Genomic DNA, 14421 nt, shown 5'->3' with positions numbered 1-14421 from the left:
CAACCGATGATCAAGCGTGTGCAAATCAACCAGTAATGATGAACGAGACATGGGGGGGAGATATTGTGGCCAAGAATCTGTATTATTTGTTGTATATTGCTCTGTTTGTTGGGACCTGTTTGTTTGTCGTCAATGCCTACTCTTCGCCGGATCCGGTACCGTCGCCTTCGATCTCATTATCGGAGCAGGATCAGAATCGGCTATGATTCACCTAGCGTTTAGCGTTCCAAAGAAAAAACCTGTAAAACGATTGTGATCGTTTTACAGGTTTTTTAGCTTTCGTTCTACGAGAATATAAATCAGGATAAAAACGATGACGGTCGAAATCACGGTCGTCATGAAATGGCCGGTAAGCCTGGCGATCAGCAGCAGGATGACTCCGAAAATCATCAGCAGCAAGCTGACGTAGGCGTTGGCAACTTTAAAATTCCGTTCATTTTTGAGCGAAGACGTGGTTTTGTAAGCATAAAAACTGTTGGAACTTTTAGGCGGAATCAAAAAGAGGACCAATCCGTACAAAATAAACACGACGCCGATGGCTAAGCTTTCAAGCACCCTACACACTCCTCTGGAAGGATAAGCCGGATGCACCCTGAACCGAAGCGGTCGGATTTCAGGGCGCCAGGACCTGTCACGCGGGATATCCGGCTGTTAAAGCTCAATCCCCGCAAGGCTAAAATTACTTGGAGCCGGCTGCATTCAGAAGCAGACGGCGGTAGGAGTATTCGAATATAAACTCAAAGGCCTCCAGATGTTTTTTGGCTTCGAACGCATTTTTGCCCCAGGCATAGATGCCGTGGTTACGCAGCAAAATGCCGGGTACCGCCGGATCGAGCGCGCCGGGAACGAGCTCTGCAATCCGTGGAATGTCCGCATAGTTCGGCAGGATCGGAATGCGGATCGCCGCGTCCTCTTCCCAAATGTTAAAGGCTTTGATCAGCTCGATTCCTTGGGCAGGCACGTAACCTTGTTCACCATACCAATCGCTGATCAGGTTGTTGTCGATGGTGTGCACATGGAAAATGGCGCCGCAGCCGGTTTTCCGGTAGATTTCACAGTGGATTAAAGTTTCCGCGCTGGGCTTTAACCCGGTTGCTTCGCAAGGCGCACCGTTCTGGTCCACAAAGAGATAATCCTCCGGCGTATGTACGGATTTGTCTTTTCCGCTAGCCGTTACGGCAAAATAAAACTGCTCTGGATTGTACTCGCCAATACGGACAGAAAGATTGCCGCTGGTGCCGGGGAACCAGTTCCTGGATGCAAACAGTTCCTTGATTCCTCTAAGTTCCTGCAGCGCAGCCTGTTTCTGTTCGAGCTGGATATCTGAAAATGCCACTTACAGCACCTCCTGCGTAAACTTGTCTTTCATGTCGTTCTGAATATCGGTAAATGTCTCGAATGGTACATGGAACACGCCAAGCTTCTTGCACTGCTCGGTGAGCGTGGAGCGGGAATAAACCAGGTCGGCCTGCTTGGCGCCTTCAAAATCGGTAAGGCTGTCACCGATCAGAATCCGGTAATATCGGTCGGCTGGAAAACGGTCCATCACCGTAACCTTGCACATGCCGCAGTCGTTATGGCAGGACTCCTTGCAAGGATGCGGCCAGGTAATCTTAATGCGATCCCCTTCGAAATCGGAGCCGTTGCAGAAGATATGGTCCGCCGGAATGTCAAAGGGCTTCAGCAGAGGATCGACAAAGAAATCGATGCCGCCGCTTGTGACATAGAACTCGATCTGTTCGGATTTCAAATAGTCAAGGAACGCTGCGAAGCCTTCCCGTATCCCAGCATGACTCAGCACATACTCGGTAATTTCTTCTCTCATGGAGGAAGGGAAGAGCGCGAACATGCGGCCTACGCCTTCCCGAATTGAAATGGTGCGGTCAACCGTATCCTGCATGATCGGCTCGAAGCCTTCCGGTTTGAAGTGTTTCATGATGGCAACGATGTTATCGTTGTTCGTGATAGTTCCGTCAAAATCGCAAAAAATAATCGGCTGTTTTGCTCCTGATGTCATGCTTCTCCTCCCCAGATGTCCAGTGCGGCTTTCAGTTCTTCGTGCTCTTCGGCATAGTGGGCAAGCGGCACGGATTTCATCGTTGCCTCAATCGCCTGTACAAAGGCTTTGCCGCCAGCTTCGGTTCCCATCGGATGACCGTGAATTCCGCCGCCTGCGTTAACGACCACATCGGTACCGAAATCCCGGATGATGCGCGGAACGAGTCCCGGATGAATTCCCGCGGACGGTACCGGCATGCTTCGCTTCACGCCAAGCTTAGCGCTATGCAGCTCGTCGCGAATGGCGAGATTCTCTTCCCTCGGCATCGTGACGGAGCCGTAAGGAGAAGGGAAGAGCACCAGATCGGCTCCGGCGATCCGCATCAACTGGCCGAGCAGCACAGGTGCCGCAATTCCATAGTGCGGAGATGGATAGATGGCGCCGGCAAGCGCTGGGTGAGCCGCGATGGGCACCGTAATCTCCGGATCGCTGCTCAGCTCGTGCAGGACGTCATACCCGTAGGACAGCACATTGAAGAGCAGGGCATTGGCGCCTGCATCGATCGCGCGCAATGCTTGCTCCCGCAGCTGCGATGTACGGCCGGTCAAATTGGCCGCGTACAGCAGTTTTTTGCCCGTCTGCTGTTCGACGTCCGCAGCGGCTTGGATACACATGCTGACCCGTTTTTCAATCGGGGTGAGGTCGTTCTCGAACAGGATTTCATCATCCTTGATCAGATCCACGCCGCCGAGCGCCTGTCGGATAAATTGGGCTCTAAGCTCGTCCGCATTCAGTCCGATCACCGATTTGAAGATGCTCATGAGCAGCGGACGGTCATGGACGCCAAGGAGGCTACGGATGCCGTCGATGCCATGCTTCGGTCCGGGAAAAGCACTCAGAAAATCGGGAGACAGCTCCAGGGACGTCAGTTTGATGCGCCCGTCCATGGAAATTTTGCCGAACACGGTCACCAGCAGGGCAGGAATATCCCGGCTAAAATTGATGTCCGGATAAGCGATGCTGACATCCGCATAACGGCTGCCCGGCTCCCAGCCCTCGTGAACCTGAATGTCAACGACCTCTCCAAGATGTTTCTGCATGGCTTCGCGTTTGGCCTGCGGCAGCTCGGTCCAGCTGCCAACCGTCATGCCAACGGCGATGGAGGTCGCTTTCTTACGGAAATCCGCCTGGTCGTCATAAATTCGGTACGTTGCAATACAGCGGCTCATGAGATCTGCTCCTTCAGCATGGCGCCCATTTCTTTGGAACGCTCAGCGCAGCGGTTTACGGCGGCAATGACCGTTTCGAAGAAATCGCCTTTGTCGAGCGTTTCCAGGGCAGCTTGCGTCGATCCGTTCGGCGATGTAATCTTCGCGCGCAGCGACGACGGCTGTTCCCCGGTCTGCTGGACCATGCGGGCGGCACCCAGAATGGTTTGAAGCGTCAGCTCGCGGCTTTGCTCCGGCGTCAGGCCGCCGCGGATTCCCGCTGCGGTCATGGCTTCCATCATGTAATAGAAGTAAGCCGGGCCGCTGCCGGATATCCCGGTCAGGATGTCCATCTTCTCTTCTTCGATGACCGTCACGTGACCAACTGCCTCGAACAAAGTCAGCACGAGCTGACGCTGTTCTTCGCTGATTTCCTTCGAGAACGCAATGCCCGTGGAACCAAGCCCGATCGAAGCGGATGTATTCGGCATCGTTCTTGCAATGGGCTGCTGGTTTCCTAGCAGCGTCTGCGTCGTATAAATCGAAAGTCCGGCGATCACGGAGATGATCAATTGGTCGCTGGAGAGCTTGGGTCCCAGTTCTTTCAGCGCTTTGGCGGCATCCTTCGGTTTCATGGCCAGCACGATCACCGGCGAGGTTTTCAAAATTTCGATTTTGGCGGCCTCGTCGTTGTTGATCTGGACGCCGTACCGTTCGCTGAGTTCCAGAAGGCGCTGGGCATTGCTTCGGTTCAGCATCGTAATATTCTCGGGAAGCACGACAGAACGGCTCACTAATCCTCGTACGATCGCTTCGGCCATCGAGCCTGCGCCGTAGAAGGTGATTGCTTTATCTATTAAAGGTCGGTTCTGCGGGGATTGGCACATCGTTTTGTTCCTCCTTCATGGCTTGGGATGAATGATTTATTCGCGTATTTGACCACTACCGATAATAACATATTTGGAGGAAGTAAGCGCGGGTAACCCCATAGGTCCCCGGGCATGCAGCTTCTGGGTGCTGATCCCGATCTCAGCGCCGAAGCCGAACTCAAAGCCGTCGGTGAAACGGGTCGAAGCGTTGTGATAGACAGCCGCTGCGTCTACTTCCTGCAGGAAACGCTCTGCATGATCCTCGTTCTCCGTTACGATGCATTCGGAATGCTTCGTGCCATATGCCGAAATGTGCTCGATGGCCTCATCCAGGCGGTCCACGATTTTAATGTTCAAAATATAGTCGTTATACTCTGTCGCGTAATCCTCGGACGTTGCGACGGCAGCCCAAGGGATATATTCCAGGGTTCGCTGGCATCCACGCAGCTCGACATTACGCTCACGGAAAGCTTCGCCCAGCGAAGTCAGGTACGATTTGGCATACTCCGCATGGACGAGCAGGGTTTCCATGGAATTGCAGACCGAAGGGCGCTGCACCTTGGCATTGATGCTGATGGCAGCGGCCATGTCCGGCTGTGCAGAAGCGTCCAGGTAAGTATGGCAAATGCCCGCCCCGGTTTCGATGACCGGCACGGTGGCGTTCATCACGACGTTCTGGATCAGGGAGCTGCCGCCGCGCGGGATGATGACATCCAGCAGTCCGTTCAGTTTCAGCATTTCATCCACGGAGGAGCGGTTCGGGTCCTCGATAAGCTGAAGCGCTTCTTTAGGCAGAGCAGTGCGTTCCATAGCTTCGTGAAGCACTTCGATGATTTTGCGGTTGGAGGAGAGGGCGGATGATCCGCCCCGCAGGACGACCGCATTGCCCGTCTTCAAGCACAGCCCGGCAGCATCGACCGTCACATTGGGACGTGCTTCATATATGATGCCGATCACGCCAAGGGGAACTCGTTTCTTCACGATGTTCAGTCCGTTCGGACGATCGATCGTTTCCAAGGTGTCGCCGATCGGGTCCGGTAGCTCCACGATTTGGCGCAACCCTTCGGCAATGCCCTCGATTCTGGCTTCGTTCAGTGCCAGCCGATCCAGCAGGGAAGCGGAGGTGCCAAGCTCCTTCCCGCGCTGAAGATCCTCTGCGTTGGCTTCCATGATATCTGCCGTCCGCTGGATCAGGGCGTCGGCCATGATCAGCAGCGCCTGATTTTTCTCCTCCGTGCTCAGTCTGCCAAGACGAAATGCAGCCTGCTTGGCGAGCTGAGCTTTGTTGCGTACCTCACTCATGTTGATTCCTCCTTTGTATAGGTGATTAAAAGAGATAACTTCGGGATGCGATACGGACTATTTTAACGTAATCCATTCATCGCGGTGAATAACCTCAAGCCGATGGATCTCGCCGATAATACCGATGACTTGGCTGCTCGGCAAACCGAGCACGGCCTGCAGCTGGTCCTCGTCGTAATTGACGATCCCTCTGCCGAGCCTTACGTTGTCCATATTGACGACTTCCACCACATCGCCTGCATGGAAACTGCCTTCGATTCGTTTAACGCCAACGGGAAGGAGGCTGTGACCTCCGTGGATCAGCGCCTTCTCGGCACCGGGATCGACTACGATCCGACCTAGCGGCGACGACATAAAGCCAAGCCATTGCTTTTTCACAGGCAGGGCTGACAGGTGAGTGGCAAAATACGTACCTTTGCCGCTGTGCTCCAATGCTTTCACCAGATCGCCGGGCTCGTTGGCTTTGCCGATGAAAACGGGAACGCCGCCGCGGGTGGCGATTTTGGCGGCATCGATTTTCGAGCGCATGCCGCCGGTTCCGACGCTGGAGCCAGCCCCTCCCGCCATGCTGTAAATTTCATCGGTAATTTCATGAATTTCCTCGTATTTCTTGGCATCCGCCGACTTGCGCGGATCGGCCGTGTATAAGCCGTCCGTATCGGTCAGGATGATTAATTGCTGAGCGCGGACCAGGTTGGCCACTAGTGCGGATAACGTATCGTTATCGCCGAATTTCAGCTCGTCAATCGAAACCGTGTCGTTCTCGTTGATGATGGGGATGACGCCTTGCTTCAGAAGCTCCGTAATCGTCATGTTGGCATTGTTCATGCGTTTGCGGTTCGCAAAGTCCATTCTCGTCAACAGAATCTGGGCCGCTTTCAGTTGATGGGAGGCCAGCGCATTCTGGTAAGCCCGCATGAGCAGCGCTTGGCCCAATGCAGCGGATGCTTGCTTTTCATGGAGCAGCTTGGGTCTCGTCTCGTACCCGATCCCTCTAAACCCTGCAGCGACGGCTCCGGAGGTCACGAGGAGAACTTCATGGCCGGCCTCGCGGAGCCCGGCAAGTTCCCCGGCAAAAAACGCGACCGAATCCAGATTAAGTCCGCCTTCGTCTGTCGTTAGGGAGCTGCTTCCAATCTTTACGACGATGCGCGAGAGCATCGTAATCACTTCCTTGTATTTATGATGGTAGGAATGGCTGTTACGAATCCATTTCCCTGAAAATAAAAAAACTTTCGTCCTGTATGAGAAAGGACGAAAGTTGGACTTCCGCGGTACCACCTTTATTGATGAGCGCTGCTCATCCGGCTTTGGCCCTGTAACAGAAGGCGCTGTCCTGGCAAGCCAGGCCGCTCGGGGGTAGGATTCGGAAAGGGGTCACGGCAAATTCTTTCAGCCCATGGAATTTGCTCTCTGATCATCGTGCCGCATGCTTTCGTACTGGTCCCGTCTTTGCGTTTTGGAAACTGCATTCGATTTTGTTATTGCAAGAATAGCACATCGTTTTTGATTTTTCAAAAGGAATTAGGTTAGCCGAACAGGTTCAGCTTGCCAATCCGGTAGGCGGCTTCCCGCATTCGTTCCTCGCTGCTTAACAGGCCGACGCGGACATACCCCTCGCCGTGATCCCCAAAGCCTATGCCAGGCGCGACGGCCACCTTGGCCTCCTCCAGCAGCAAGTCGGCAAAGGATACCGAGGTGTATCCCTTCGGCACGGGCAGCCAGCTAAAGAAGGAGCCGGCCGGTTTCGGGGCCTGCCACCCGATTTCGGACAGGGCACCGAAGAAGGCATCCCTTCTCGACTGGTAGCGCGACACCAGTTGGTCGACGCAGTCCTGCGACGAGGTAAGAGCCGCAGCCGCAGCCGCTTGAATGCCGCCGAACAGGCTGACATAGATATGGTCCTGCAGCATATTGATCAGCGAGATGATTTTTCGGTTCCCCAGGGCGAAGCCGACGCGCCATCCTGCCATATTGTAGGTTTTCGAGAGGGTGTAGAATTCCACGCCCACCTCCTTGGCGCCTTCCGCTTGCAGGAAGCTGACCGGACGGTCTCCGTCAAAACCGATTGCCCCGTATGCAAAGTCACTGGCTACCACGATCCCGTGTTCGGCTGCGAAGGCCACCGTATCCTCGTAGAAGGATAAAGGAGCGACAGCGGATGTCGGGTTGTTCGGGTAATTCAGGAACATCAGCTTCGCTTTTTCCCGTTCTGCAGGCGATATAGCGCCATAGTCGGGAAGGAAGCGGTTATCCGCGGTTAACGGCATGAACTTCATTTGCGCGCGGGCGAGAGCAACGCCTGACCAGTAATCCGGGTAACCCGGGTCGGGAACAAGACAGACATCCCCGGGATTCAGGAGGATTTGCGGCAGCTGCACCAGCCCGGTTTTTCCCCCGAACAGAATGGCGACTTCCGTTTCCGGATCCAGATCGACGTTATAGTCCTCCTTGTATCGATGCGCGATGGCTTCCTTCAGGAAGGAAAAGCCGGTAAAAGGCGAATATTTGTGAAACTGCGGCTTGTCGGCCGCCTCCTTCAGGCTCGATACGATATGAGGCGGCGTGGGCTGATCGGGATTTCCCTGCCCGAGATTGATTACATCATGCCCTTGAGACACTTGGCGGTTTACCTTGGAGACCAGGGTCGCGAAAAATTGCGTAGGCAGCTGGGCCATGATCTCGGCCGGCTCTATGTGAAAAACGTCTGGCTTTTTGTTCATAGCAGGTTCATCACTCCGTTATCTGATTACACTCTAAATACGTCTATTATGGAAAACAATTAGGATTAATTTAACACGATTTATCAGGGGTGTATAGAGGGAAATGGGGCTAGGGTGTTGCAGCAGCGGCGCTGGAGAGGCTATGATGATGACATATAAGAGAGGTTGAATCCCGGAAGAAGAAGCAGGTTCCTGCGTTTCATGATCGCATGGAGGCCGCCCCCGGGTTCAACTCAAACAACGGGAGGCTGCAAGATGACAGGAGAACCAAAGGCTCAGCTTCGTATCGCACTTATTCAAGCTGACATTGAAATAGGCAACGTCCAGGCCAACATGGATAACATGCTCGGCATGATGGAGAAGGCGGCAGCGGCGAACCATAAGCCGGACGTGATCGTGCTGCCGGAGATGTGGAACACCGGATATGCGCTGGACCGGATCCAAGAGCTCGCCGACCCTATGGGACAAGAAACCTCTTCGATGCTGAGCGAGTTTGCTCGAAAACACCGCATCCAAGTCGTTGGCGGCTCCGTAGCCGAACGGATCGAAGACCGGATTTATAACAGCATGTACGTTTTTAACCGGAACGGGGAGCAGATCGCCAAATATTCCAAAATCCATTTGTTCCGCCTGATGGACGAAGAGAAGTTTCTGCAAGCCGGACAGCAGACCGTAACCTTTGATCTGGAAGAAATGAAGGCGGGCGCGTCGATCTGTTACGATATCCGGTTCCCGGAATTGTCCCGCACCCTCGCGCTCGGCGGCGCTCAAGTGCTGTTCGTGCCTGCGGAATGGCCCCATCCGAGGCTGCATCATTGGAGAACGCTGCTCATCGCCAGGGCGATCGAGAACCAAATGTATGTCGTAGCCTGCAATCGCGTAGGAACCAGCGGCGAAACGGACTTTTTCGGTCATTCCATGATCATTGACCCATGGGGCGAAATCATCGCCGAAGGGGATGAGCGGGAAACGATCGTGACAGGCACGCTGGATTGCAAGCTCACGGATGAAGTGAGAGGACGCATACCGGTTTTTGAGGATCGTCGGCCTTATTTGTATTTCCAATAGAACACGTAAGATCCAACTCCTCCAAAGTATGAAGTTTCATCTGGGCAGCGGCGGGTATACTATGGGTAATCCGTCTGAGAGGAGGCTTTGAATCATGGCAGAGAACAACCAATTCGACAGCCGAAACAATGAACAGGAACAAGAACAGAAAGAGCAGTTCCGCAATTTTGTTGAGAGCGTAGCCGGAGGCGGGAACGGGAAAAACGAGTCGATTCAGGATCAGTCCCGTACCGCGGACGAACAGAACCGAATGATCGACCAGCATAATTTGCGCAAATAGGGTTCGGTTTATGATGATCATGGGTAATCTTATGGCTTTCAGGTAAAAAAAGAAAAAGAGGCACAGCCGTTTGTCATTCGACGATGGCTGTGCCTCTTTGCTCTTTATTTGTATTAAACGGCATTCACTTGTGTTTATTTATCCTGAACGCCTTCTACCACAAGCTTGTCCATGACCTGCTTGAACGTGTCGATGAACGCATCCGCCGCTTTGGACAAATACCGGCCGTTTCGGTAAGCGACGACCAGTGTGCGGCTCGGCACCGGATCCGCGAGCGGCAGATATACCGGAATAAACTCGCTGCGTTTCGCACGGGCAATGAACCGGGGAACCAGCGTAATCCCCATCCCGGTAGCGACCAGAGACTGGAGGGTCTCGATGTTGCTGCTCTCGAATACAACGTTCGGCTCGAAGCCGGCCTCCCGGCATATATCGAAGGTAAGCTTCCGGAAGCCCTGACCCTTCTTGAGCACGACAAACGCTTCGTTCCGGATTTCGTCGATCGTAATGGGCCGTACGGGATCGGAGGCCGCCCGCAGCGCAAGCGGGTGCTGGGGAGGAACCGCCAAATCGATCATTTCCTCGCCGATCGGAATCCAGGACAAGGACGGCTCCGCCAGGGGCAGCGCAAGCAGGCTGAGATCCGCCTTGCCGCTGGCCGTCAGCTTCTCCAGATTCATGGAGGAGTCCTCCAAAAGGGTGATTTCGATATCCGGATAACCTTTTTTGAAAGCAGGCAAAACTCGGGGCAGCAGATGAGAGCCGGTTATCGGCATGCTGCCCACGACGACTTTCCCCTTGCGCAGCTGGGAGATGTCCGACATCTCCTGTTTCAGCTGCTCGACGGCGTCCATGATCTTCTGCGCATGCTCGACAAAGCTGGCACCGGCATGGGTAAGCTCGACGTTGCTCGTATTGCGCTGGAACAGCAGCACACCGAGCTCTTTCTCCAGCTTGGAGAGCTGCTGGCTCAGGGAAGGCTGGGCGATATGAAGCTTCTCCGCGGCACGCGAAAAGTTTTTGTCCGCCGCGATTTGCAGCGTATATTGCAGTTGTCTCAGTTCCATGTAAGCATCACTCCGTTATAGCTGAATCCTATTACATCTATAGATATTATATCTTGGAACAATGAAGAAGGAAATGATATATTACTATCAACGTAAAGATGATGCGTTGCAGGCCTTCCCAATAGGGATAAGGGACTCAAGCAATTATCTTCTCATGGACGTAAAGAACAATGGGGTGATTATGATGAGTAAGAAGACAATGTTCGAAAAAATTTGGGATAACCACGTGATTCATCAGGAGGAAGGCAAGCCGGGTATTTTGTATATCGACCTGCATTTGGTCCACGAGGTGACTTCCCCTCAAGCCTTCGAAGGTCTGCGTCTCAGCGGCCGCAAAGTGCGCCGCCCGGAACTTACCTTCGCCACGATGGATCACAACGTACCAACGAAAGACCGTTTTAACATCACGGATCCGATTTCGAAGCAGCAAATCGACACCCTGACCAAGAACTGTCAGGATTTTGGCGTTACCCTGTATGATCTGGACACGATTGACCAAGGCGTAGTGCACGTTATGGGCCCTGAGCTTGGCTTGACGCATCCCGGCAAAACGATTGTGTGCGGCGACAGCCACACCTCCACTCACGGTGCATTCGGTGCGCTGGCGTTCGGTATTGGTACGAGCGAGGTTGAGCACGTCCTGGCAACCCAATGTTTGCAGCAGGCTAAAGCGAAAACCATGGAAGTTCGTTTTGTTGGCCGCCGCAATCCGGGCGTTACGGCGAAGGACATGATCCTTGGCGTCATTGCGAAGTACGGAACCGATTTTGCAACAGGCTATGTTATTGAATACACAGGCGAAGCCATCCGCGAGTTGTCGATGGAAGAGCGTATGACGGTGTGCAACATGTCCATTGAAGGCGGAGCCAGAGCGGGCATGATCGCTCCGGATGAAACGACGTTTGAATATTTGCGCGGACGTCAATATGTTCCGCAGGGCGAAGCTTTTGATGCCGCTGTAGCAGCTTGGAAAGAGCTTGTGACAGACGAAGGCGCCGAGTTCGACGTGGTGGTTGAATTCGACGTGGAAACGCTGATCCCTCAAGTAACGTGGGGAACGAGCCCGGGAATGGGTACCGACATTTCCTCGACGGTTCCTAACCCTGCAGACTTCAAGACCGAGAACGAGCGCAAGGCAGCGGAGAAGGCGCTGGAATACATGGCGCTTGTGCCAGGGACTCCGATGTCCGAGATTCCGATCGACTATGTCTTCATCGGTTCTTGCACGAATGGACGCATCGAGGATTTGCGGGCAGCAGCAGCTGTAGCGAAGGGACATAAGGTGTCCAGCAATGTGACCGCCATCGTCGTTCCGGGATCGGGCCGAGTGAAGATTCAGGCCGAAAAAGAAGGGCTCGACAAAATTTTCGTTGAGGCAGGTTTCGAATGGCGCGAAGCAGGCTGCAGTATGTGCCTTGCGATGAATCCGGATGTACTGAAGCCTGGACAGCGCTGCGCTTCCACATCCAACCGGAACTTCGAAGGTCGCCAGGGCCGCGGGGGCAGAACGCATCTCGTGTCGCCGGCAATGGCAGCGGCAGCTGCGGTTAAAGGACGCTTCGTGGATGTACGTGATTGGAACTTTGCAGCCGAAGAAGTTGTGAGCTAAGAAGGACGGAGGAGAAGTTTATGCAAGCATTTACGAAATTAAACGGTATTGTCGCACCTGTCGACCGGGTGAATGTAGATACGGACGCAATTATTCCTAAACAGTTTTTGAAACGGATTGAACGCACGGGATTTGGACAGTTTCTGTTTTACGAGTGGCGGTTTGATGAAGAGGGAGGCAACATCGACAGCTTCTCGCTGAACCAGCCTCGCTACCAGGGTTCGACGATCCTGATCTCGCGTGCCAACTTTGGCTGCGGATCTTCCCGCGAGCATGCGCCTTGGGCAATTCTCGACTACGGGTTCCGCGTGGTCATCGCTCCATCGTTTGCTGATATTTTCTACAACAACTGTTTCAAGAACGGAATTCTGCCGATCAAATTGTCGGAGGAGCAGGTCGAAGAGCTGTTCCAGCGGACGGAAGCGAACGAAGGCTATAAACTGAACGTGGATCTGGAGAACAAAACGATTACCGATGATCAGGGATTGCACATCGACTTTGACCTCGACGAGCACCGCCGTCAATTCCTGCTTCAAGGATTGGACGATATCGGTTTGACGCTGCAGCATGAAAGTGCAATCGATGCTTACGAGAAAAAACATGGGGAGCGCTTGTTCGCCTAATTTCGCAATCAGGCTTCAAAAGTTTACAAGATTATTAAACTTCCATTTCCTGTGTAGGAAATGGAAGTTTTTTTTGGTATTATGGAATTAATATGCAGAAGCAGCCAAGATAGATCTACGTTTGATGTCAGTATTTGTCCGGAAGCATGCATACGGGAATACTGATTTACATAGTTTAAGTTTTTTTGCTAGATTTGCTTTTCAAATTCAATCATGGGATGATCGAGGTGGATTCATGAAGAAGTTAGGGTTTGTAATGGTGTTGATAGTCTTCTTGCTGGCGTTTCCGAAGAGCGGCGAGGCCAGTTCTTCAAGTGCGACCATATTTCTTGACGGGGAACCATTGAATTTGTCTTCGGGCGTCCAGGTCGCCAACATGAAGGGCAATGTGATGATTCCGATACGCGTGGTATCCGAGAATCTCGGTTTCAAGGTGGGCTGGGAGAAGGCCAGCCAAACCGTAACGGTTGAAAACAGCGAGAAGACGGTCCGCATGGTGGTCGGCAGCCAGCAGGCCGAGCTGAACGGGGCCCAGGTCGATCTGAATTTGGCGCCTGTCTTGAATGGACCGACCACGCTTGTGCCCCTCCGTTTTGTAAGCGAGCAGATGGGGCTTGACGTGAAATGGGACAACCAATCGAAGGCGGTGTACCTTTCAAGCGCCGCGCTGCCTGCCACCGGAGCCGTGATTGATCCAGACGAAGGAACCAATCCGGGGAGTCAGACGCCTCCGCCTGTGGAATCTGGAAATAAGGGTTTATTGACGGGGCTCAGCTTTAGCGATAACCGTCTCATGATAGCAACGGAAGGCGCCGTGACGCCGAAAGTATTCAGCATGACGGGGCCAAACCGGATTGTTATCGACCTTCCGGACACCGTGTACTCTGCTTCCTTCCTGAGCGGACATGCCTTGAACGCGCAGAACGGCGGCAATATGGAAGCTGCGGATTATTCCGACGTTACGAATATTCGATATGCCGTGTTCAGCGACAACCCGCCAACGGTGCGGATCGTATTGGATTTGACTGGACCTAAGAATTATGCGGTGACCCAGGAATCGGGCATCATCATCGTCGATCTGAACGCAGAAGGCGAAATCCTCGTTCCGTCGGTGCCGCCGGTTACCGGAAACGGCAAGAAAACGGTTGTCATTGATCCCGGTCACGGTGGTATCAAGCCGGGGTCGATCAGCCTTACGGGAAAAACGGAGAAATCATTTAATTTGGATGTTTCTCTCAAAGTTGAGGCACTGCTCAAAAATGAAAAGAATATCAATGTAGTGATGACTCGCAGCGACGATTCACATCTTGAGCTCAGCGATCGGGTTAAAATCGCAAATAATTTAAACGCAGATATTTTCGTATCCATTCATGGAAACAGCAACGCGTCCAGCAGTCCCAGCGGTACGGAAACGTATTATACAAGAGATTCCAGCAAGTCATTGGCGAATGTGATTCATAAACATCTTGCTAAAGCGACAGGTCTCAAAGATCGTGGAGTTAAATACGGTAGCCTTCATGTTACGAGGGAAACGACGATGCCGGCTGTCCTGCTCGAGATTGGCTTTTTGAGCAACAAGGATGACGAAGCCCAGTTGTTTAAAGGCGATTTCCAAAATCGTGTTGCACAAGGTATTGTAGAGGGTATTAAAGAATATCTTAAAGTACAATAAT

At 53.2% G+C, this 14421-nt stretch carries 15 protein-coding genes; 6 read left to right on the top strand and 9 right to left on the bottom strand.

The features are described 5' to 3' along the window. Positions 1 to 38 precede the first annotated feature (38 nt). Complete coding sequence (locus BMX45_RS31375; protein WP_175495136.1) at positions 39 to 206, top strand: hypothetical protein; 168 nt, start codon at positions 39 to 41, stop codon at positions 204 to 206. A gap of 55 nt (positions 207 to 261) precedes the next feature. On the opposite strand, the gene BMX45_RS17875 is transcribed toward BMX45_RS31375, so the two are convergent. The 8 genes from BMX45_RS17875 to BMX45_RS17840 form a co-directional block, all read right to left on the bottom strand. Continuing rightward, a complete protein-coding gene (locus BMX45_RS17875; RefSeq protein ID WP_090910864.1) occupies positions 262 to 555 on the bottom strand; it encodes an SdpI family protein in 294 nt (97 codons plus the stop codon). 124 nt (positions 556 to 679) lie between these two features. Continuing rightward, positions 680 to 1336: a methylthioribulose 1-phosphate dehydratase gene (locus BMX45_RS17870; protein ID WP_090910863.1), complete on the bottom strand. Its 657-nt coding sequence runs from the start codon at positions 1334 to 1336 to the stop codon at positions 680 to 682. Then, the gene (locus BMX45_RS17865; RefSeq protein ID WP_090910862.1) at positions 1337 to 2017 is read right to left on the bottom strand and encodes a 2-hydroxy-3-keto-5-methylthiopentenyl-1-phosphate phosphatase; all 681 of its coding nucleotides are present in this window, start codon (positions 2015 to 2017) and stop codon (positions 1337 to 1339) included. Further along, on the bottom strand, positions 2014 to 3228 hold the full coding sequence (locus BMX45_RS17860) for a 2,3-diketo-5-methylthiopentyl-1-phosphate enolase (RefSeq protein WP_090910861.1): 1215 nt from the start codon (positions 3226 to 3228) through the stop codon (positions 2014 to 2016). The genes BMX45_RS17865 and BMX45_RS17860 overlap by 4 nt, the downstream gene beginning before the upstream one ends. After that, positions 3225 to 4094 carry a pyrroline-5-carboxylate reductase gene (gene proC / locus BMX45_RS17855; protein ID WP_015734583.1) on the bottom strand — a complete coding sequence of 290 codons (870 nt, stop codon included), beginning with the start codon at positions 4092 to 4094 and terminating at the stop codon, positions 3225 to 3227. The genes BMX45_RS17860 and proC overlap by 4 nt, the downstream gene beginning before the upstream one ends. A 36-nt stretch (positions 4095 to 4130) precedes the next feature. Further along, positions 4131 to 5378 (bottom strand): glutamate-5-semialdehyde dehydrogenase, encoded by a 1248-nt coding sequence (locus BMX45_RS17850; RefSeq protein WP_090910860.1) that lies wholly within the window; start codon positions 5376 to 5378, stop codon positions 4131 to 4133. 57 nt (positions 5379 to 5435) lie between these two features. Next, positions 5436 to 6539, bottom strand: a complete 1104-nt coding sequence (proB, locus tag BMX45_RS17845) for a glutamate 5-kinase (RefSeq protein WP_217648123.1) — start codon at positions 6537 to 6539, stop codon at positions 5436 to 5438. Between the two features lie 368 nt (positions 6540 to 6907). Further along, complete coding sequence (locus BMX45_RS17840) at positions 6908 to 8101, bottom strand: pyridoxal phosphate-dependent aminotransferase (protein ID WP_090910858.1); 1194 nt, start codon at positions 8099 to 8101, stop codon at positions 6908 to 6910. Between the two features lie 255 nt (positions 8102 to 8356). Here BMX45_RS17840 and BMX45_RS17835 point away from each other — a divergent pair, with 255 nt between their 5' ends. Together BMX45_RS17835 and BMX45_RS17830 are read left to right on the top strand one after the other, a co-directional pair. After that, positions 8357 to 9169 (top strand): carbon-nitrogen family hydrolase, encoded by an 813-nt coding sequence (locus BMX45_RS17835; RefSeq protein WP_090910857.1) that lies wholly within the window; start codon positions 8357 to 8359, stop codon positions 9167 to 9169. Between the two features lie 94 nt (positions 9170 to 9263). Next, positions 9264 to 9449, top strand: a complete 186-nt coding sequence (locus BMX45_RS17830) for a hypothetical protein (protein WP_009595149.1) — start codon at positions 9264 to 9266, stop codon at positions 9447 to 9449. Between the two features lie 134 nt (positions 9450 to 9583). Here the strand turns inward: BMX45_RS17830 and BMX45_RS17825 are convergent, their stop codons facing one another. Continuing rightward, positions 9584 to 10516, bottom strand: a complete 933-nt coding sequence (locus tag BMX45_RS17825) for a LysR family transcriptional regulator (RefSeq protein ID WP_015734588.1) — start codon at positions 10514 to 10516, stop codon at positions 9584 to 9586. A 184-nt stretch (positions 10517 to 10700) separates the two neighbouring features. On the opposite strand from BMX45_RS17825, the gene leuC reads away from it, so the two are divergent. From leuC to BMX45_RS17810, 3 genes are all read left to right on the top strand, one after another. Then, on the top strand, positions 10701 to 12125 hold the full coding sequence (leuC, locus tag BMX45_RS17820) for a 3-isopropylmalate dehydratase large subunit (RefSeq protein ID WP_036665580.1): 1425 nt from the start codon (positions 10701 to 10703) through the stop codon (positions 12123 to 12125). Between the two features lie 20 nt (positions 12126 to 12145). Next, positions 12146 to 12748, top strand: a complete 603-nt coding sequence (gene leuD / locus BMX45_RS17815) for a 3-isopropylmalate dehydratase small subunit (protein ID WP_009595248.1) — start codon at positions 12146 to 12148, stop codon at positions 12746 to 12748. 235 nt (positions 12749 to 12983) lie between these two features. Continuing rightward, a complete protein-coding gene (locus tag BMX45_RS17810) occupies positions 12984 to 14420 on the top strand; it encodes an N-acetylmuramoyl-L-alanine amidase family protein (protein WP_090910856.1) in 1437 nt (478 codons plus the stop codon). Position 14421: the final 1 nt, after the last annotated feature.

Origin of the sequence: Paenibacillus sp. cl141a (genome assembly GCF_900109305.1) — a bacterium.
Lineage (GTDB): Bacteria > Bacillota > Bacilli > Paenibacillales > Paenibacillaceae > Paenibacillus_AQ > Paenibacillus_AQ lautus_A.
Note: the sequence above shows the minus strand (reverse complement) of the source record. Positions and strands in the feature narration are given on the sequence as shown.